Source organism: Polaribacter aestuariivivens (assembly GCF_005885675.1).
GTDB classification, from domain to species: Bacteria; Bacteroidota; Bacteroidia; order Flavobacteriales; family Flavobacteriaceae; genus Polaribacter; species Polaribacter aestuariivivens.
The window spans coordinates 1-19,537 of sequence record NZ_VANR01000004.1 but is presented as its reverse complement, the minus strand read 5'-3'; the positions used below and the strand labels follow the sequence as shown (position 1 = coordinate 19,537).

General features: G+C 30.0%; 19 protein-coding genes and 1 pseudogene. 8 read left to right on the top strand and 12 right to left on the bottom strand.

The genetic code is table 11. From position 1 onward, the window contains the following. Positions 1 to 19: 19 nt before the first annotated feature. Genes FDT66_RS08105 through FDT66_RS08095 form a run of 3 tightly spaced genes read right to left on the bottom strand, consistent with a single transcriptional unit; the run spans position 20 to position 3,648 of the window. Positions 20 to 385, bottom strand: coding sequence for a DUF2200 domain-containing protein (locus tag FDT66_RS08105; protein WP_138535677.1), 366 nt, complete (start codon positions 383 to 385; stop codon positions 20 to 22). A gap of 9 nt (positions 386 to 394) precedes the next feature. Continuing rightward, positions 395 to 811, bottom strand: a complete 417-nt coding sequence (locus tag FDT66_RS08100) for an SRPBCC family protein (protein ID WP_138535676.1) — start codon at positions 809 to 811, stop codon at positions 395 to 397. An 8-nt stretch (positions 812 to 819) separates the two neighbouring features. Further along, complete coding sequence (locus FDT66_RS08095; protein WP_171032353.1) at positions 820 to 3,648, bottom strand: VPS10 domain-containing protein; 2,829 nt, start codon at positions 3,646 to 3,648, stop codon at positions 820 to 822. 316 nt (positions 3,649 to 3,964) lie between these two features. Between FDT66_RS08095 and FDT66_RS08090 the strand changes: the two genes are divergently transcribed. Both FDT66_RS08090 and FDT66_RS08085 read left to right on the top strand, forming a co-directional pair. Next, the gene (locus tag FDT66_RS08090) at positions 3,965 to 5,299 is read left to right on the top strand and encodes a DEAD/DEAH box helicase (RefSeq protein WP_138535675.1); all 1,335 of its coding nucleotides are present in this window, start codon (positions 3,965 to 3,967) and stop codon (positions 5,297 to 5,299) included. A gap of 78 nt (positions 5,300 to 5,377) precedes the next feature. Next, on the top strand, positions 5,378 to 6,670 hold the full coding sequence (locus FDT66_RS08085) for an aminopeptidase P family protein (protein ID WP_138535674.1): 1,293 nt from the start codon (positions 5,378 to 5,380) through the stop codon (positions 6,668 to 6,670). Between the two features lie 149 nt (positions 6,671 to 6,819). On the opposite strand, the gene FDT66_RS08080 is transcribed toward FDT66_RS08085, so the two are convergent. Both FDT66_RS08080 and FDT66_RS08075 read right to left on the bottom strand, forming a co-directional pair. After that, positions 6,820 to 7,602: an alpha/beta fold hydrolase gene (locus FDT66_RS08080; protein ID WP_138535673.1), complete on the bottom strand. Its 783-nt coding sequence runs from the start codon at positions 7,600 to 7,602 to the stop codon at positions 6,820 to 6,822. 55 nt (positions 7,603 to 7,657) lie between these two features. Next, positions 7,658 to 8,524 carry a winged helix-turn-helix domain-containing protein gene (locus tag FDT66_RS08075; protein WP_138535672.1) on the bottom strand — a complete coding sequence of 289 codons (867 nt, stop codon included), beginning with the start codon at positions 8,522 to 8,524 and terminating at the stop codon, positions 7,658 to 7,660. A gap of 125 nt (positions 8,525 to 8,649) precedes the next feature. Between FDT66_RS08075 and FDT66_RS08070 the strand changes: the two genes are divergently transcribed. Genes FDT66_RS08070 through FDT66_RS08060 form a run of 3 tightly spaced genes read left to right on the top strand, consistent with a single transcriptional unit; the run spans position 8,650 to position 10,387 of the window. After that, positions 8,650 to 9,213 (top strand): YceI family protein, encoded by a 564-nt coding sequence (locus FDT66_RS08070; protein WP_138535671.1) that lies wholly within the window; start codon positions 8,650 to 8,652, stop codon positions 9,211 to 9,213. A gap of 3 nt (positions 9,214 to 9,216) precedes the next feature. Beyond that, positions 9,217 to 9,804 carry a hypothetical protein gene (locus FDT66_RS08065; RefSeq protein WP_138535670.1) on the top strand — a complete coding sequence of 196 codons (588 nt, stop codon included), beginning with the start codon at positions 9,217 to 9,219 and terminating at the stop codon, positions 9,802 to 9,804. Between the two features lie 4 nt (positions 9,805 to 9,808). Further along, a complete protein-coding gene (locus tag FDT66_RS08060) occupies positions 9,809 to 10,387 on the top strand; it encodes a hypothetical protein (protein WP_138535669.1) in 579 nt (192 codons plus the stop codon). Positions 10,388 to 10,447: 60 nt separating this feature from the next. Here FDT66_RS08060 and FDT66_RS08055 read toward each other — a convergent pair whose 3' ends face one another. From FDT66_RS08055 to FDT66_RS08030, 6 genes are all read right to left on the bottom strand, one after another. Beyond that, the gene (locus FDT66_RS08055; protein ID WP_138535668.1) at positions 10,448 to 10,825 is read right to left on the bottom strand and encodes a plastocyanin/azurin family copper-binding protein; all 378 of its coding nucleotides are present in this window, start codon (positions 10,823 to 10,825) and stop codon (positions 10,448 to 10,450) included. Between the two features lie 35 nt (positions 10,826 to 10,860). Then, on the bottom strand, positions 10,861 to 11,412 hold the full coding sequence (locus FDT66_RS08050) for a carboxymuconolactone decarboxylase family protein (RefSeq protein WP_138535667.1): 552 nt from the start codon (positions 11,410 to 11,412) through the stop codon (positions 10,861 to 10,863). A 455-nt stretch (positions 11,413 to 11,867) separates the two neighbouring features. Then, on the bottom strand, positions 11,868 to 12,707 hold the full coding sequence (locus FDT66_RS08045) for a helix-turn-helix domain-containing protein (protein WP_138535666.1): 840 nt from the start codon (positions 12,705 to 12,707) through the stop codon (positions 11,868 to 11,870). Between the two features lie 39 nt (positions 12,708 to 12,746). After that, positions 12,747 to 13,988, bottom strand: a complete 1,242-nt coding sequence (locus tag FDT66_RS08040; RefSeq protein WP_138535665.1) for an AbiH family protein — start codon at positions 13,986 to 13,988, stop codon at positions 12,747 to 12,749. Continuing rightward, on the bottom strand, positions 13,981 to 15,255 hold the full coding sequence (gene brnQ, locus FDT66_RS08035; RefSeq protein ID WP_138535664.1) for a branched-chain amino acid transport system II carrier protein: 1,275 nt from the start codon (positions 15,253 to 15,255) through the stop codon (positions 13,981 to 13,983). The genes FDT66_RS08040 and brnQ overlap by 8 nt, the downstream gene beginning before the upstream one ends. Before the next feature lies 1 nt (position 15,256). Further along, positions 15,257 to 16,807, bottom strand: coding sequence for a serine hydrolase (locus tag FDT66_RS08030; protein WP_138535663.1), 1,551 nt, complete (start codon positions 16,805 to 16,807; stop codon positions 15,257 to 15,259). Positions 16,808 to 16,853: 46 nt separating this feature from the next. Here FDT66_RS08030 and FDT66_RS08025 point away from each other — a divergent pair, with 46 nt between their 5' ends. The 3 genes from FDT66_RS08025 (at position 16,854) to FDT66_RS08015 (ending at position 19,232) form a co-directional block, all read left to right on the top strand. Further along, a complete protein-coding gene (locus FDT66_RS08025) occupies positions 16,854 to 17,639 on the top strand; it encodes an alpha/beta fold hydrolase (RefSeq protein ID WP_138535662.1) in 786 nt (261 codons plus the stop codon). A gap of 118 nt (positions 17,640 to 17,757) precedes the next feature. After that, the gene (locus FDT66_RS08020; protein WP_138535661.1) at positions 17,758 to 18,288 is read left to right on the top strand and encodes a sigma-70 family RNA polymerase sigma factor; all 531 of its coding nucleotides are present in this window, start codon (positions 17,758 to 17,760) and stop codon (positions 18,286 to 18,288) included. Positions 18,289 to 18,350: 62 nt separating this feature from the next. Beyond that, positions 18,351 to 19,232, top strand: coding sequence for a PhzF family phenazine biosynthesis protein (locus FDT66_RS08015; protein ID WP_138535660.1), 882 nt, complete (start codon positions 18,351 to 18,353; stop codon positions 19,230 to 19,232). A gap of 126 nt (positions 19,233 to 19,358) precedes the next feature. Here FDT66_RS08015 and FDT66_RS14165 read toward each other — a convergent pair. Beyond that, positions 19,359 to 19,537 (bottom strand): annotated as a pseudogene (locus FDT66_RS14165) (IS110 family transposase); the annotation flags it as partial.

Below are 19,537 nucleotides of genomic sequence, written 5' to 3'. Positions count from 1 at the left end.
ACGTAATAGTATTTTTCTTTTAAGCTTCTCTTAAAATTTTCTCCATTTTTTTTCCTTTAGCCAATTCATCAATTAATTTATCTAAATAACGTACTTTTTGAGTTAGTGGATTGTCTATTTCTTCTATTCTGTAACCACAAATTACCCCTTTTATTAAATGAGCATTTGAATTTAAATTGGCTCTTTCAAAAAATGTTTTAAAAGTAACTTTTTCATCGATAAGTTCTTGTATTTTTTTCTCATCGAAACCAGTTAACCACTCTATAACTTCATACAATTCTTTTTGTGTTCTTCCCTTTTTTTCGACTTTTGTTACATAGTGAGGCCAAACAGAAAAAAACTTCATTTCTGCAACTCTTTTATTGTGTTCTGGTGTTGTTTTCATTTTTGTAAACTAATTGCTCTCAGCATATTTTTTAAAATTATTTAAAATTGCTTGCCAACCTGTTTTTTGCATTTCAACAGGGTTCGTATTTTCTGTTTCAAAAATTGTTTTTATTGCTGTTAAATTATCATCATCTGTAAAAAAAGTATCTACTTTTCTGCCATCTTCTAATGTGTAAGAAATTTGTTCGTATTCTATGACTTCATCATAAGTTCCTCCTAAATCGAAACTCATTTTTCCGTCTTTAGATGCCATTGTAAAAGAGAATTTACCTCCTTTTTTCAAATCATTTTCAGCTTTTGGACAATGCCATTCATCTGAAGCAAAATTCCAGTTTGTAATGTGTGCTGGTTTTGTCCAAAATTGCCAAACTTTTTTAACGGATTTATTCACTACAGTTTTTATAGTTACTTTTTTTGAACCCATAATTAAGACTATTTTATTTCAAACTCACTTTCAGCATCACCAATTTTTACTGTATATTTTCCTTTTGGTAAATAATAAATATCGTTTGCTGCTTTATTTATGTTTGCTTTTTTGTTTGCTTTTTCATAATCTCTTTTCCCTTTTTTAGAAAAAGATAAATCAAAAATAGCTTTGTTGTAACCTTTGTCTGCAGCGATGTTTATAGCGTTTACTTTTACATCTCCAGAGTAAATATCAACTGTTACGTTTTTTGATGAATTTGAGTAAAATGGAATTTCAATTTCTGGTGTATAAGCTTCTCTCCACTGACTCCAAGAACGCCCCCAATTTCCACTTTTTCTAACATTATCAATCGCAAAAACATGAGTGTTTTTTAATAAAACCTCGTTTGTCATTTTTTGTAGGTTGGCTAAGTTTGTTTTGTACAAACTTCTACCATGTGTACCCACAATTAAATCTTTTGCTATTGGTTGTACAAAAACATCATGTACTGCAACGTTTGGTAAATTATTACCAAATGCTTCCCATGAGCTTCCTTGGTTGAAAGAAATATACAATCCATTATCTGTACCAACGTATAAAATATTTTCGTTTTCAGAATCTTCTTTTATAACGTTTACAGGAGATGTAGGTATGTTGCTACTAATGTTTTTCCATGTTTGTCCGTAATCATCAGACATGAAAATATACGTTGTAAAGTCATCAAATCTGTAACCGTTTAAAGTGGCATAAACTCGTTCTTTTTTATGTTCAGAAGCGATAACTCTAGAAACCCATAAATTTTGTGGTAGGTTATCAGAAATTCTTGTCCAATTTCCGCCACCATTTTTGGTTACATTAATATATCCATCATCTGAACCTACATAAATTAACCCAAATTGAAATGGACTTTCAGAAATTGAAGTTAACGTTCCATATGCAACATTTCCTTTTTTTCCACCAGTTGTTAGATCTCCAGAAATGGTTTCCCAATCATCACCTTGATTTAAAGAACGATGTAATTTATTACCTCCTAAATATAAAATATCTTGATTGTGTTTCGATAAATGAATTGGTGTTTGCCAATTGAAACGATAAGGATTTTCACCTAAAGTATGTTTTGGTTGAATGTATGTATTTTTACCTGTTTCTCTATTTATTCTAAAATAATTACCAAATTGATACCCAGTATATACAATGTTTTGATTTCTTTCATCTACTTGAACCTGCATTCCATCTCCACCCATAATAGATTCATATGGATTTTGACCACTCTGCTGCCAACTTTTGTTAATTCTTGCATTATTGTCTGCTACCCAAACTCCATTATCTTGCAAACCTCCGTATACTTTATAATTCTTTTGAGTATCTGCATACACAGCATAAAACTGGCCAACTGCTGGGTCGTTTAATTTAATCCAATTTTCACCATCATCATAAGAAAGGTTTAAACCACCATCATTTCCATTTAATAAATGACCAGATTTTTTTGGATTTACCCACAATGCTTGATGATCTGAATGTACATTTTCTCTACTAATAGAGGTGAACGTTTTTCCGCCGTCTTTCGATTTTATAATTGGAACTCCTAACACATAAATTCCGTTTTCGTCTTGTAAATCTACTCTAATTTCTCCGAAATAATATCCATAAGAACTATATACACCATCTAAATAATTATCGTGTGTTTTTTTCCATGATTTACCACCATTTGTTGTTTTAAAAATCTCTGCTCCAATAACTTGTGTGTCAAACAACATTGCATTTGCATCTTCTAAATAACTTGCTAAATCTGCAGGTTTTACTGTACCAACACGTACCATTTGTTTTACGTTTTGTGCTCTGTATTTTTCTTGAAATCCGTTATTTTTTAAAAAGGCGTTTAGTTTTTTGTCTTCTAATTTTAAAAAATCGGTTGCAGACATGGTTTTAAAATCTTCTTTTGTTAGAGCAGCTGAAGTTTTTTTATCTTTTCCTTTTGGTCTTCTAAACTGACTGTCGTGCAAAGCATACACCGTATTTTCATTAAAAACCGCCAAACCAATTCTACCAACTCCATTTCCTGTTGGAAAACCAGCATTATCTGCAATCTTCGTCCAAGAAGTTCCTGCGTCTGTACTTTTATAAATTGATGAATTGTTTCCATCTCCATCGAAATTCCACGCTTTACGTTCTCTTTCCCAAGAAGCAGCATACATAACATTAAAATTTTCTGGTGCAAATGCTACATCAATAATTCCTGTATCTTGATTGATATAAAGTGTTTTTGTCCACGTTTTTCCTCCATCTGTAGTTTTAAAAATTCCTCTTTCTTCGTTGGCAGAATACAAATGTCCAATCACTCCAACAATTACCTCATCTGCATTGTTTGGGTTGATAAGAATTCTACTAATATGATGTGAATCTAACAAACCTACATTTTGCCATGTTTTTCCATTATCTATAGATTTTAACATTCCTATTCCAGCATAAGAAGAACGAGAAGAATTTTTTTCTCCAGTACCTACCCAAATTGTACCACTTTTCCAATCTACAGCAATATCTCCAATATTTTGTGTGGGAGAATTGTCTAAAATTGGCGTAAAAGTAGTTCCGTTATTATTTGTATGCCACAAACCTCCTGAGGCATATCCTACATAAAATTCTGTTGGATTTTCTGGATTCACAGCCACATCTGATACTCTTCCACTCATTACTGTAGGTCCAATATTGGTAAATTCAATGTTTTTAACCATTGAAGATTCCATCATCTTTGATTTTTTATCTAAAGAATTTTGAATAATGGAAGAACTTGTTGGTGTTTGGGCTACTAATGAAGCAGAAAAACACACCATTAAAAAGTTTAAAATAGATTTCATAAGGAATTAAATTTGGTTTTGAAGTGATGAAATTACTACTTGTAAAATGAATATCAAAAAAATTAACAGCTTTTAAGTTTTTATGGTAAATGTTTACCAACCTTACATGCTTTTCAAAAAGGTTCATAAACAACCCATTTTGCGTTAGGGATTGTAGCAAATGTTTGAGCTCTTTTGTTTGCCTTTTTGGGCAAATAAAAAGCGAGTGCGAAAAGCCCGTTAAAACGCCCAAAAGAACGAAAAACATCTTCAACTTAAAACAACGTATCTTTGCCAAAGAAATGGCTACATAAAGCACATTTTGTAACTACAATTTATGACATTTAAAGACTTAGGTTTGTCTGCATCATTGGTAAAAGCAGTTGAAGAAAAAGGATACACCAAACCATCACCCATACAAGAAAAAGCGATTCCGCATATTTTAGCAGGTAAAGATATTTTAGCATCTGCACAAACAGGAACAGGAAAAACAGCAGGTTTTACTTTGCCTGTTTTACAATATTTAGCAGAAACAAAACATCCTAAATACAGACCGTTAAGAGCTTTGGTTTTAACACCAACAAGAGAATTAGCAGCACAAGTGTATGACAATGTAAGGGAGTATAGCAAATATATAAATATAAAATCTGCAGTGGTTTTTGGTGGAGTAAAAGCAGCATCTCAAATAAAAACTTTAAAACAAGGCGTTGATATTTTAGTGGCTACACCTGGTAGATTGTTAGATTTACACGACCAAAGAGCGGTTTCTTTTAAACGTGTTGATGTGTTAATTTTAGATGAAGCAGACAGAATGCTAGATATGGGTTTTGTAAGAGATATCAATAAAATCATTAGCTTTATGCCAGAAAAGCGTCAGAATTTATTGTTTTCTGCTACGTTTTCTAAAGATATTAAGAAATTAGCAGAAGGAATTTTAAGAAATCCTATTTCTGTGGAAACTGCTCCGCAAAATTCTACCGCGAAAAAAGTTACTCATAAGGTTTATAAAGTTGATAAAAAACAAAAAACAGCATTAGCTATCAAGCTGATAAAAGATAATAATTGGAGTCAGGTTTTAGTATTTACTAGAACAAAACACGGTGCTAATAAATTAACTGAGAAATTTATTAAAGCAGGAATTTCTGCAGCTGCAATTCATGGAAACAAAAGTCAAGGAGCTAGAACAAAAGCATTAAAAAACTTTAAAGATAATTCTATTAAAATTTTAGTAGCAACAGATATTGCCGCTAGAGGTTTGGATATACCCTTATTACCTCACGTAATTAATTTTGAATTGCCAAATGTACCTGAAGATTATGTACATAGAATTGGAAGGACTGGTAGAGCTGGAGCTGCAGGAGAAGCAATTTCTTTTGTTTGTAGTGAAGAGGTAGAATACCAAAAAGAAATTGAAAAGTTATTAGGCGAAAAATTAAACTCTTCTATTTTAGAAGGTTTTGAACCTACTGATACTGCACCTCCAAAAAGAGCTGCCACACAAAGCAAAGGTTCTTTTGGAAAAAAGAAAAAACAAAGATCTTCTAATAAAAATTTAGGAGGTTCTTCTGATGAAAAAAAACCAAAAAGAAAACCACATTTTAAAGGAAATAAACCCAAAAGTACAACCTCTGGACGAGGAAGAACTGGTGCACCTAAAAAGAAACGTTTTTAGTACTTTTAAGATATTTAACTGTTATTTTTTGTTGCTTCTTATTATTGCTACCTTTGTATTTCATCAAAAAATAAACATATGAAATACCATAAAATAAACTCAGAACTTTTTATAAAAAACCGCAAAAACTTTGTTGCTCAAATGAAGCCAAAAAGTTTAGCTGTTTTTAATTCTAATGATATTTATCCTATTTCTGCAGATAGCACAATGCCTTTTGAGCAACATAGAGATATTTTTTATTTATCAGGTGTAGATCAAGAAGAAAGTATTTTAATGTTATTTCCAGATTGCCCAAATGAAAACCTCAAAGAAGTTTTATTTTTAACAGAAACGAATGATCATATTGCAGTTTGGGAAGGAGAAAAACTTACCAAAGAAGCAGCTACTAAAACAAGCGGAATTAAAACAGTTTTTTGGTTGCAAGATTTAGAAAAAGTTTTATTTGAAATGGCTTCTTATGCAGACACATTTTATATAAACACCAACGAACATTATAGAGCAAATGTTGCTACAGAAACACGCGAAGATCGTTTTACAAAATGGTTACTGGCAAAATATCCTGCACATTCTGTGGCTAAAAGTAATCCTATATTACAACGTTTACGTTCTGTAAAAGACCAAATTGAATTGGATTTAATGCAACAGGCTTGTAATATTACTGAAAAAGGTTTTCGTAGAATTTTAAATTTTATAAAACCAGGTGTTTGGGAGTATGAAATTGAAGCTGAATTAATTCATGAATTTGTAAAAAACAGATCTAAAGGATTTGCTTATACTCCAATTATAGCTTCAGGAAATAATGCGAATGTTTTACATTATATTGAAAACAATCAAGAGTGTAAAGCTGGCGATTTAATTTTGTTTGATATTGCAGCAGAATATGCAAATTACAAAAGTGATTTAAGTAGAACTGTGCCTGTTTCTGGGCGTTTTTCTGACAGACAAAAAGCAGTATATAATGCTGTAAATCATGTTAAAAAAGAAGCTACAAAATTATTAGTTCCAGGAACTATTTGGAAAGAATATCATGTTGAAGTTGGTAATATTATGACAGCAGAGTTATTAAAGTTAGGTTTGTTAGATAAAGCAGATGTGCAAAACGAAGACAAAAACTGGCCAGCTTATAAAAAATATTTTATGCACGGAACTTCGCATCATATTGGTTTGGATACGCATGATTACGGATTGTTGCACGAGCCAATGCAAGCAAACAATGTATTTACAGTAGAACCTGGTATTTATATTCCTGATGAAGGTTTTGGAATTCGTTTAGAAGATGATGTCGTAATACAAGAAAAAGGAGAACCTTTTAATTTAATGCGAAATATTCCTATTGAAGCTGATGAAATTGAAGATATAATGAACCAGTAATATGCTGGATTAAATTTAAAAAAGCGAGTTTAAAAACTCGCTTTTTTTATTGATAAAATAAATTCTCATAAGAGCCTCTCTAATAGTGATGATTTAATTACTATAATCTAATGAAGAAATATAATTAACTATCAAGAAAAGAGGAAAAATTACCCTAGAGAAGAAATAAAATTAATTGCCTGATTATTAAACGTTTCTGGTTGTTCTACATTTACAACATGTCCGCAATTATCCACCACAAAAAGTGATGATGTTTTATGGATTTTTACAATTCGTTTTATAGAAGGTAAAAACAAATGATCTTCGGAACCCATCACATAAAAAGTAGGGATATTAATGTCTTTAGTTCTAAAAAAACGTAATAGAGGATTAATTTCTGACGTTAATTTGAACCAACGTAAAAATTCTTTTTGATATAATTTCTTTGCTTCGTTTACAAACAACAATCTTGATTTTTTATGATTTTTCTTTGGCATAATAATAAATGCAAAGAGTTTGTACAAAAGCATATAAGGCACTACAGATTTAAAAATATTACCCACTTTCATTAAAACCTGTGAACGGAAATTCATTTTAATAATAGCACCACCCATAATCATACTTTCTACTAAATCTGGCCTTTTTTCTGCTAAATTTCGTATTAAAATTGTACCTAAAGAAATACCAACAAAATGAGATTTTTTTATTTCTAAATGGTCTATCACCTCTACAATATCGTTGGTAATTGCATCAAAAGTATATTTAGGATTAAAAGTATCTTTTAGCTTAGGTTTGCTGTTTCCATGACCTCGCAAATCTAAAATTAACACGTTAAATTGATTTTTAAAATCACGAACTTGCTTGTACCAAATTGAACTACTACCTCCTGCACCATGTACAAAAGTTACCCATTTTTGAGAAGTTGAATGTGGATATAAATAATAGTTTAGCAAATACCTGATTTTTTTAGATTTACAAAAATAGTCATTTTAAGATTGATGATTACAATTAGTCTTTTATCTCTAATTTATAACCAACTCCATGCACGTTTATCAACTTGATATTCTCGTCTTCTTTTAAGATTTTTCGAAGTTTAGAAACATACGTGTCTAAGCTTCTGCCTACAAAAACACCATTATCTTCCCAAACTCTTTTGGTAAGTTCTTCTCTTTTGATAATTTTATTTGGGTTCGCCACAAAAATCTCTAACAACTCACATTCTTTTTTAGATAGTGGAATTTCCTTTGCTTGTTTTACTAATTTATTTTGTTCTGGATAAAATTGAAAAGTGCCTAAATTTTTAGTGTTTTTTGATGTGTTTCCTGATGTTTCTTGATGTGTTTTGTGTAAATAAAATCGCTTGTAAAACATTCCTAAAATTATTGGAATAAAAATGTAAAATAGCCAACTAGAATTAGAGGCTATTTTTACACCTAAAAACTGAACTTTAATTTTGTAGTTGTTTTCTGGTAAAAATCTTCCTGTACAAGGTATGATTGTTTTATCTTCTTCATTATTAACCTCATAACTATATGCCACTTCTTGTGAGGAATTTTCGATAACTTCAACTCTATATTTTTTATGAAAATGAGTCTTTTCAATTACTTGTTTTAGAATATCTACCAAAGTATTTGGTTCAAAAGAAAGTGGTTTTTCAAAGGAAATTTGATATTTAAAATCGTTAATTTTCTTTATTGGTAAGATTAACGAAACAGAATCTTTATTAGACAATAACAATTGATTTCCAACTTCACGAAGTACAATTTTTGCACGCTCAGAAAAGTCGGTTTTATTTTCTTGCGGAGTCGTAAAACTCCAAATAGCAAAAATAACAATTGCTAAAATGAATATTGAAAAAAACTTCTTTTGCTTCATAAGTGGTACAAATAACCTACATTTTTATCAATTTTTACAACTGTTTGCACTTCTTTTACATTTTTTTGACACTTTTTTTGTGATGTAGAAATAGTTTTACCGAAACAAAATCTAAATATCAAATTATGAAAAAAAGTATCTTATTAATTGCAATTGCAATGTTTTCTATTAACTTTTCAATTGCTCAAGAAAAATTACCTATCAACATTCAAAAAAGCACCATAAAATGGATTGGTGAATACACTTTCTATTTTGGAGGTCATGATGGTTTTATCAACTTTAAAGAAGGATATTTTATCAAAAGAAATGATGTAATTACTGGAGGCACATTTATTATTGATATGAACTCGATTACTAATACAGATATTAAAGAACAAAAAGGAAAAGATGGATTAGTTAGTCATTTAAAAAATGAAGATTTTTTTGAGGTAGAAAAATATCCTACAGCAAGCTTAAAAATAACAAAAGTTGAATATTCTGATAAAGTAAGTGCAAGATTAGAAGCAGATTTGACATTGAAAGGAATTACAAAATCCATCAACTTTCGAGTAAAATTTGACTATAAAGAAAAAGAAATGAAAACACGTTTTAAGATTGATAGAAAAAGATGGAACGTAAATTATGAAAGTAAATTTAAAGACGGTGCAATTTCTGATGCCATTGGTTTTGAAGTTTCTGTAAAATTATAAAAAATGAAAACTAAAATTATTACAGTACTATCAGTAGTTCTTTTTTATTCTGTTGATGTTTTAGGTCAAAAAAATGAATTCAATTTAATAAAACTCGATTCCACTTGGGGGCAAGAAGTAATTTATTTTCCAGCAAGAGAAATAAATTATGTTGGTGTTGGAGATATTCGTTTTCCACCAGAAGGTTGGATAAAACCAGAACACACCTTTTTTTGGTCCTACACTTATGCTTGGAAAATAGATTTAAATAGAAAAATTACTACTAAAGAACTAGCTTCTGCATTAGTAAAATATTTTAATAGTTTAAATAAAGTTGATATAAATGATAAAGCAGACAAAAGAAAAGCTACTGCGACAATTAAGGAAATTAAAAAAAAGAAATCAACCACATTTTTTGAAGGAAAAGTAGATACTTACGATCGTTTTGCAACAAATAAAAGGTTCATATTAAATGTAAAAATTGAAAGTCATCTTTGTAAAAAAACTCAAAAAACGACTATTTTATTTACCTTTTCTCCGAAAAATTATAAACACGAGGTTTGGAAAACTTTAGATGATATTGAATTGGTAAATGGGTTTTGTAAAAAATAAGAATATGAAAAAAATAATTTTAATACTGTTTTGTTTTAGTACAAATCTGCTATTATCACAAGAAACAGAAGAATTTTCAATTCTTAAAAACACCAAAAATTGGAAAAAAGAAATCATTAAGTTTCCCATAGATTGGGCTCCTGATTTAAACGTTACAGGTTTTGAAGAGCTTCGCTTTTCGCCAAATTGGGCGGATGCTAAAAATGATGAATTCTGGTCTTTAGTAATTGCTTGGAAAATAGATGCTACATCAATACTTACCACAAAAGAAGCAGAACATAATCTTAAAAGTTATTTTGATGGTTTAATGAAACCAAATCATTGGTCGAAGGAATTTCCGAATCCAAAAGTAACGTTCAAAAAGGATAAAAATTCGTCTACTAATTTTACTGGTGAAATGACTTTTTTCGATGGTTTTCATACAGGAAAAGTAATTACTGTACATATAAAAGGAGAACAATTCTTTTGTAATAAACAGCAAAAAAACGTCATTGTTTTTCGATTATCTCCAAAAAATACGGAACATAAAATTTGGAAAACCTTGGAAGAAATTGAACTTGATAAAGCCTTTTGTGAGAAATAAAAGCATAAAAAAAAGACGAACATTTCTGTTCGTCTTTTTAACAACTAACTAAACTTAAAACTACTCTACTATTAAAGTATATTGTGGTGTTGGGTTTAAAGGGCAAAAATACACGTACTCTCCTTTTGTAAGTGTTACTTTTTTAGAACTTTGTTTTGTGTTGTTCTTTACTTGCTCAGTAACGTAAGCGTTTTTTATGTGTGCTTTTACATCCGATTTCGGAGCCAAAACAAAACCAATATTATGTCCAACATTATTGTTAGAAATTTCAAAAACGTAAGTTCCTTCAGATAAAGTAATTTGCTTTTGTGTGAATTCTCCTTTTGTTTGTTCTAATGAAACTGTTTTTACAGCATCATTTTTCGTCGTTTTTTCTTGTGCATTTGTATTGAATGCAAAACCTATGATTATTACTAAAATTGTGATTATTTTTTTCATCTTTTCTTAAAATTTAAATTGTTAATTATTTTTTATTAAACTGTTTCTAAAATATCAGCTACTGCAACTACTGGAAAATCTACAGGAACTTCTGTTGTTCTGTGGAAATAATTGGTAATGGTTATTTCTCCTACCAAAATAACTGCATCTGCCACGTTTCCTTTGGTGTAACCTTGTTCTAATAAGTTTTCTAAAATTGTTGGGTCTGTTGCTCCTCTGTTTAAAGCAATGTTTCTTGCGAATTTTGCCAAAGCATCTAATTTTGAGTCAAAAGAAGCTGTTCCTGCTCTTAATTCTAATATTTGATTTGCTGTAAAACCATTCATTTTACCAATGGCAGTGTGTGCTGATAAACAATACACACATTCGTTTACTTGACTTACTGCTAAATTAATTACTTCTTTTTCTTTTGCTGAAAAACTTGTTTTTCCATTTCCAATTGCTAAAAAGTTTGCCAAAGCAGTTTCACTGTGTGCAAAAGTTGCGTATAAATTTGGTACAAAACCTAGTCCTTTTTCTAATTGATTAAAAATTGCTTGGTTGTTTTCTGATACTTCGTTTTTTGTTGGTACGTTAAATGTGCTCATAATTTTTGTTTTTACAATGCTGAACTTGTTTCAGCATCTTGTTTTTAATTTGTTATTTATTATTAGAATTGTCATTGAAATTGAAATGACAGTTGTTTATTCGCAGATACAAATTTGTTGTTCTGTGTTTTGTTCATCATAGGTTTGGTAACCCCAACAGTTTGGACATTGTGCTTGTTCTTGTGTTTTCATAATTTGTATATTTTTAATTTGTACTGATTGACATTGCAAAGATGCAACCAACATGAAGGCTTAAAAATGGACAAAAGTTCCTTTGGTTTGGACAAGGAAAAAATGTTGGCAAAAATGCACGCGTGAAGGATTGAACAAGTTGTTTGAGCTCTTTTTAAGTTTGATAAAACTTAAAAAAGCGAGTTGTGAAAGCCTAACTTTTTTCTTTTTCTGAAAAAAGGCACGCCCAATAATTTAGAATAGATACTGAAACGAGTTTGGTATTAATATTCTTTTTTAAACTGCAATGGAGATTTGGAAATTGCTTTGGTAAAAAAGCGCGTAAAATAGGCAGGATCGTTAAAACCGAGCTCAAAAGCGATTTCTTTTACGGTTTTATCGGTATAAATTAACAAGCGTTTTGCTTCTAATAAAATGCGGTTTTTTATAAATTGAGATGGTGTTTTTGTACCCAATTTCTGGAAGTGTTTTGTAACGGATTTTGGCGAAATTCCTAATCTGTTTGCATAATCTGTTACAGAATGTAGCGTTTTAAAATTTTGCTCTACTAACAAACTAAAGTCTTTAAACAATCGCGTTTCTGTGTCTTCTTTTATAACGTGATTTTCCTTTTTTACACGAACTGCATGAATGATAAATTGCTTTAAATACGACTGCAACATGTCATATTGTGCAGTTTCGTTTTGCTGAAATTCCTCCACCAAACTCTCTAAAATAAAATTGAGTTTTGCTGTGTCTTTTTCGCAAGGTTTTACAAACGGCGTTTCGTAAATATTATTGAAGAGAATTCCGTTACAAGCTACTTCTGCATCGTGTGTTTGTATGCAGTAAAAATCTCGCACAAAAGTAAGTTTATAAGCTGTTTTTATTTTTTCTGAATCGACTGTAAAAACTTGATTTGGTGACAAAAAAAACAATACATTATCGTCAAAAGAATATTCTTCAAAATCGATATTGTACGTTCCTTTTCCTTCTTGAATCCAATAAATAGCATATGCGTTTATTTGCTCATTATGGTTTATGGTACACGCTTTATCAAACTGAACTTTACTTAACGAAAATGTATCTTTAAACGAATATGTTGCGATGTCTTGAACTGCCAAATTGTATTTTTTTGTTTGGTCGTGAAAGTTTTTGGAAACTTATTTTTTTTGAAAACGAACATTTTGAGGTAAAGGTGAAGAAAGTTCTTTACTAACTATCTTTCTTCTCATTGAAGATTTATCTTTAAAATGACGTGAAATATTTTTTACTATATCTAAGTAATTATCTGACCCATCTTCTCTTTGATGATAATAAATTTTAATTGAACGACAGTTTTCATGCTCAAAAATTGTATTTAATAATACTCTATCAGATAAGCCACAGGAATGTCCTAAAACTATGACTTGATATTTTATACTATCAATTTGTCTTAATAAATTATTGTATGCAGTATTTTGAAAGTATTGAAAAGATTTAAAAAACTTTAAATATTCATTGTCATCAATATTTTCTATTAACTGATAATCTTCATCCATTTCATCACCAAAGCCAAAGACTGGTTTAAAATGTTCAGAATTTACTTCTCCATGAATGCTATTAATATTAGTATTCCTATAAGAGATATTTTGATAAGTAACTAAATTATAAAAACAAGAACTATCTGTATAATTAAAGTTTGCTATATAAGATTCACAGTAAACATTCTTACTCAACTCTTCTTCTTTATAAATTTTATTAATATGTTCAACATCTTTTTCTAAAGTAAATTCACGATCATCCCATTTATTATTATTAAGCGATGAATTAGGTTTAAAAATGTCATAAATTTTTATAAATTCTTCTTTTGTTGCAATTTTCTCTACGTCAAATTTCTTTAAAACTTTATTGTCTAAATATTTAATTAAAAGATTTTTTACCTCTTCGAATTCATTATTTAATTTCAAAATTTTTTCTTTTCTGGTTTTTTTTGTTTGATTTTCGTCAAAATTTCCAAATTTTAACTTTACAATTTTCTTTAGTTGTAAATAGTATTCATTTTCAATATCTACCCAGTTTTCAATTGAGTTTTTGTTATTTATCAATACAAAAAAATCATTTTTGACCTTTAATAAGGTTTTTCTATGAAATTTATCTTCAATAAATAATATATCCTTATTATAAGAAATATCATTTGCATAAGAAATTTCATTCATTAAAATATTAAAATCACTAAAGTTTTCTATTTTTTTAGTTGATAATAAATGAATTAAATCATTGTCTATTTCAAATACTTTACTGTACTCTATCTCTAAATAATTCTTTTCTAAATTTTTCCATATATCATTAATGAAATCCTTATAAGAAGTTGGTAAACCGTGAGCTAAATCAAAGCCATTTCCGACAAGTATTAATTTATTCATTTGTTTTATTTGGTATTAAATTCAACCCGAAAAAAACCAAAATAGATGGTAAAACCCAACCCAAACTAAAGTTTGCTAACGGAATTATGTTTTTAATCCCAACTAAATTTTCTCTCGGAATTACAAATCCTAAAAAATCTGGAACACTAAAAATAAACGTCACTAAAACAACGCCTCTAAACACCAATTTTGAGGCATATTTATTGGGTACAATGTTTAGTAAAATCAACACAATAGTTATTGGATATAAAAACATCAACGCAGGTACAGCCAAAGTAATAATTAAATCTACTTGATAACTTCCTACGAAAATTCCAATTACAGAAGCAATTGCTGCAGTAATAATATATGCTTTTTTCGATTCGTTGCAAATTCCTTTGATGTAATCTGCAGTTCCTGTAACAATACCAATTGCAGTAGTAAAACAAGCTAACGCCACTAAAACACTCAAAAACGTAGTTCCTAAATTTCCTAAAGTTTGTATACTTAAGCTCGTTAAAATTGCTGTTCTGGAAGCGTTTTCTGCAAATGTAGATGCCAATAAAGATCCGCTTAAAATTAAACCTCCGTAAATTAGCAACAAACCAGTTCCTGCAATAAAACCTGCTTTTCTAATGAGTTTTCTTTTCGCATCAAAAGTGGTGTGCGAACTGTAGTTTAAAGAAATAATAATTACTGCGCCAACCACAACACCACCAATCGCATCAAACGTTTGGTAACCTTCTAAAACTCCATCTACAAAAGGGGTTTTAAATGTTGAAGGCGTTACAATTCCTGGTGCACTAAAAACAGCAATTCCGATAATAATTAATAAAATAAGTACAATAATTGGCGTTAAAAACTTACCAATTAAACCAATTACTCTAGATCTGTTGATGGCAAAAATAAATACCAAAACAAAGTAAATAATACTGGTATAAATTGCTGCTGTATTTGCAAAAGGTTGCACAGTCATTTCATGCGTTACAGCTGCTGTTCTTGGTGATGGAATTGCGATGGCAATCAAATAGATTAGCAAACAATAAACAGTACTAAACAAAGGAGAAACTTTTTTACCAAAATCGTATAACGTTCCTTGTAATTTTGCGTGCGCAAAAATCGCTAAAATAGGAATGGTAACTGCTGTTAGCACAAAACCAAATACAACAATCCACCAATCTGAACCAGAATTTGCACCCAAAGATGGAGGTAAAATCAAATTTCCTGCTCCAAAAAAGAGTGAAAAAAGTGCGAAACCAGCAATCCAAATTTCTTTTGTTTTGTTCAAATTAGTCTACTTTTTTAAGGTTTAAATGTTCAAAATCGAAGCTGAAATCGGTAATTGGTGCTACAAATTTCATAGTTGCACCTGTTGCGTTTCCATTTTCATCAAAAGTAAAGTTTACAAAAACATCGGCATCAAAACTTCTATTGTTCCATTTTGCAACGTAAGTAGTGTAATTATAAGGTAGTAGTTCGCCAATTATATCTGTAGATCTTTTGCTTTTTATAGTGTATGTATTTCCATCAAAAGAAATGATTACATCACCAAACCAAGCATCGTTATAAGTACCCACAATTTGACTTGGTTTTGGTAAACTTTTATCATTCTTAATCAAGGTAATCTTGTTGTAAACACTTGCTTTTATACTGTCGTTATATTTTAAATAGTTGGCATTTCTATCTCCATAGGTTTTTATCCAATTTCTATCTTTATAATCTAAATAACTATCTTTTATAGTATTTGTAATGGTGTTAAATGCGTTTCCATTCATTTGATTTGTTAAAACAATAATTCCTAAATTTAAATCTGGAATCATCGTAAATTGTGTAACAGTACCTAACAAACCACCTGTGTGATATACTTGCTTGTATCCGCCTTTTACATCGGTTAAAAACCAACCCAAACCATACCCTCTAAAATTAGAGTTGTACCAATCATTTTTACCCACTTTTAAAGGCGTTTGCAATTGCCAAAGCTCATGAAATTGATTCGAACTTAACAAACGTTTTCCATCTTCGGTTACAGCATCATTCATTAAAAATTTTGCCCAAGTTAGCATGTCTTTTACATTACTAACAATTCCTCCTGCAGCATTTGCTGTTTCGCTCCAATCGTGAGGAATTTGAATTACTTTTCCTTCAGTTCTTGTATGTGCATCAATAATATTGGTACGGTTTGTAACTCTGTTGTAAGAAGCTTTACTGTTGTTCATTCCAACAGGTTTCATTATTTTTTGTTCGATAAATTCTTCCCAAGAAAACCCACTTACACGTTTTAAAACTTCACCAGCAATGATAAACATATTGTTATTATAAGCAAATTTACTTCGAAATGAACTTTCTGGTTTTAAGCGCTTTACATTGTTAATCACATCTGTAACTGTAAAATCGTTTCCTTCAGGAAAAAACATTAAATCTCCTGCACCTAAAGCCATTCCACTTCTATGTGTAACCAAATCTCTAACCGTAAATTCTTGTGTTACCCAAGCATCATACAATTGAAATTCTGGAATGTGTTTTCTTACTTTATCGTCCCAATTTAATTTGCCTTCATCTACCATCATCGCCAATGCAAAACAGGTAAAACCTTTACTGTTAGAGGCAACTCCAACCAAAGTATTTTCATTCATATCTTTTTTTGTGGTTAATGAACGTACTCCATAACCTTTTGCATACACAATTTCACCATCTTTTAAAATTCCGACAGAAATACCAGGAACATCGAAAGTGGTGAGTGTTTCTTGTATTAATTTGTCTAATTTTTTATATTGAATTTGAGCAGAAACAACTGTTGATGATAACAGAAAAGCGAAAATGAATCCTTTTATAAATTTCATGTTTGTAGAATTATTTTTAAACGTGAAATATACATATTTTTGATTGATGCAAAAATCAATCACTTTTAAAAACGCAAACATTTCTTTTTCTGACGAAGGAAAAGGAACTGCAGTTGTTTTAATTCATGGTTTTTTAGAAAACTCCACCATGTGGAAAGACATAATTCCTGAAATTGCTAAAAGAAATCGAGTAATTACCATTGATTTATTAGGTCATGGAAAAACAGATTGCATTGGGTATTCTCACTCTATGGAATTGTTTGCAGAAACCTTGGAAGCTGTTTTAAAACATTTAAAAATTCGAAAATCAATTTTAATTGGCCATTCTTTGGGTGGTTATGTTGCTTTGGCTTTTGCAGAAAAAAATCCGCAAAAAATAAAAGGTTTGTGTTTGATGAATTCCACCTCAAATGAGGATGATGATGGACGTAAAAATTTACGTTTACGAGCCAATAAAATGATTCAACAGAACTTTACAAATATGGTTAGAATGTCTTTTTTGAATTTGTTTGGCGAAGAAAGTAGAACAAAATTTAAAGAGGAAATGAAAGTGGCTTTAAGCGAAGCTTTACAAACACCAATTCAAGGTTATATTGCAGCGCAAGAAGGTATGAGAATTCGCCTAAATAGAAATCATGTTTTAGCAAAAAATGACTTTAAAAAACTGATAATTATTGGTAAAAAAGACCCTGTTTTAAATTATGAATTGTCTTTAGCAGAAGCCGAAAAAACAAATACAGAAGTTGTTGTTTTTAATGATGGACACATGAGTCATATTGAAAATAAAACGGAGTTGATTGATGCTTTGAAAAGATTTGTGAAATATTGCTAAACTTGACTTTCTCAAAAAAAACCATTAGCTTCGTTTAACTTCTGATATAAGTCATTTAAACAGACATCATATCAGTTTAATGTTAGCAACAAGCTAAAAACAAGCTAAAACCAAAACTGTGAAAACTGAAATTAATACAATTTGGATTGACTTAAATGAAGAACTTTATAAGTTCATTTTAGGAAAAATAAAAGATGAACAAACATCAAAAGATATTCATCAAGAGGTTTTCTTAAAAGTCCAATCGAAAATCCATCAACTAAAACATACTTCTAAACTTACATCTTGGGTCTATCAAATTACTAGAAATAGTATTATTGATTATTTTCGGAAAAAAGAGAATAAAAATATATCAATAAATGATTTAGATATCCCAGAAACAGAGGGTAATAATTTTGATTACTCAAACCTAACAAATTGCATCAATCAAAAAATAGAAAACCTTTCTACTCAACATAAAGAAGCAATTATTTTAACTTCCTTTAAAAACTATTCACAAAAAGAACTATCAGAACATTTAAAAATCTCTTATTCTGGAACGAAATCAAGGGTTCAAAAATCTAAAGAGATTTTAAGAAAAAATATTTTAGATTGCCCAAATGTAGAATCTGATAGCAGAGGTAAATTACTAGATTTTGAAAATAATTGAAATTAGTTACGTCTTTTTCCAACCAATTACGTCCATCCTATATAACATATAAAAAAATAAAAATGGACAATTCAAAAAAAATAATTAAAGTACAAATCCTTAACGCTTTCGCCGAAAATGGAAAAGGTGGTAACGCAGCAGGTGTAGTTTTAAACGCAGATGAATTAACTGCTAAAAATAAACTTGAGATTTCTAAAAAAGTAGGCTTGTCGGAAACCGCTTTTGTTTCAAAATCTAAAACAGAAGACTTTAAATTAGATTTCTTTACTCCAACTAAGCAAATAGCGCATTGTGGACACGCCACAGTGGCAACATTTTCTTATTTAAAACAAATAGGTGCTCTAAAGAATGATAGTTCTTCAAAAGAAACCATAGATGGGAAACGAAAAATAGAAATAATTGGAGATTTAGCATTTATGGAACAATTGGCTCCAAAATATACTGATGTAAGTCACAAAGAAAGTGTGATTCTAAAATCATTAGGATTAAAGAAAACTGACCTAATCCCAAATGCACCAATTCAATTAGTAAATACAGGAAATTCATTTATTCTCGTTCCTGTTAAAAGCAATGAGATTTTAAAGAATATGATTCCAGATTTTGACTTGATACGCGAAGTTAGTGATGAATTCGATTTAATTGGCTACTATGTATTTTCTATAGATACAGAATATGACGCTACTTCAAGAATGTTTGGTCCTCGTTATGGAATATTGGAAGAATCAGGAACAGGAATGGCGGCTGGACCACTTGGATGTTATTTATTTGACATTTTAAAAATCAAGAAAAAAAGTTTTAACATTCAACAAGGTAAATATATGAAAGAGCCTTCACCAAGTCTAATTATTGTTAAATTACAAATCGATAACGAAAAAATAAAGGATTTAATGGCTGGTGGAAAAGGAATACTAAATAAACAATTAGAGGTTGAAATAAACGACTAAAAGCCAGTTGCCAACAAAGAACTGAGCTAAAAAACAACATTTTTCTTCATTAAATTTGAACATTATTATACTAAGCTTAAACTTTTGTTTAAGCTTTTTTAAAGTATAATCTCATCTATTATTTTACTAATTTATCTTTAAAACAGAAGCAAAAGTTGGATCATATGGATGTCCAGATTTTGCTATTGCAAAAGCTTGTTTTAGTAATTTATTAGATACTGCAATCAAGGCTAATTTTTTACTTTTACCCTTATTTACAATTCTTTCATAAATATCTCTACACCCTTTGTTGTGCTTACAGGCAG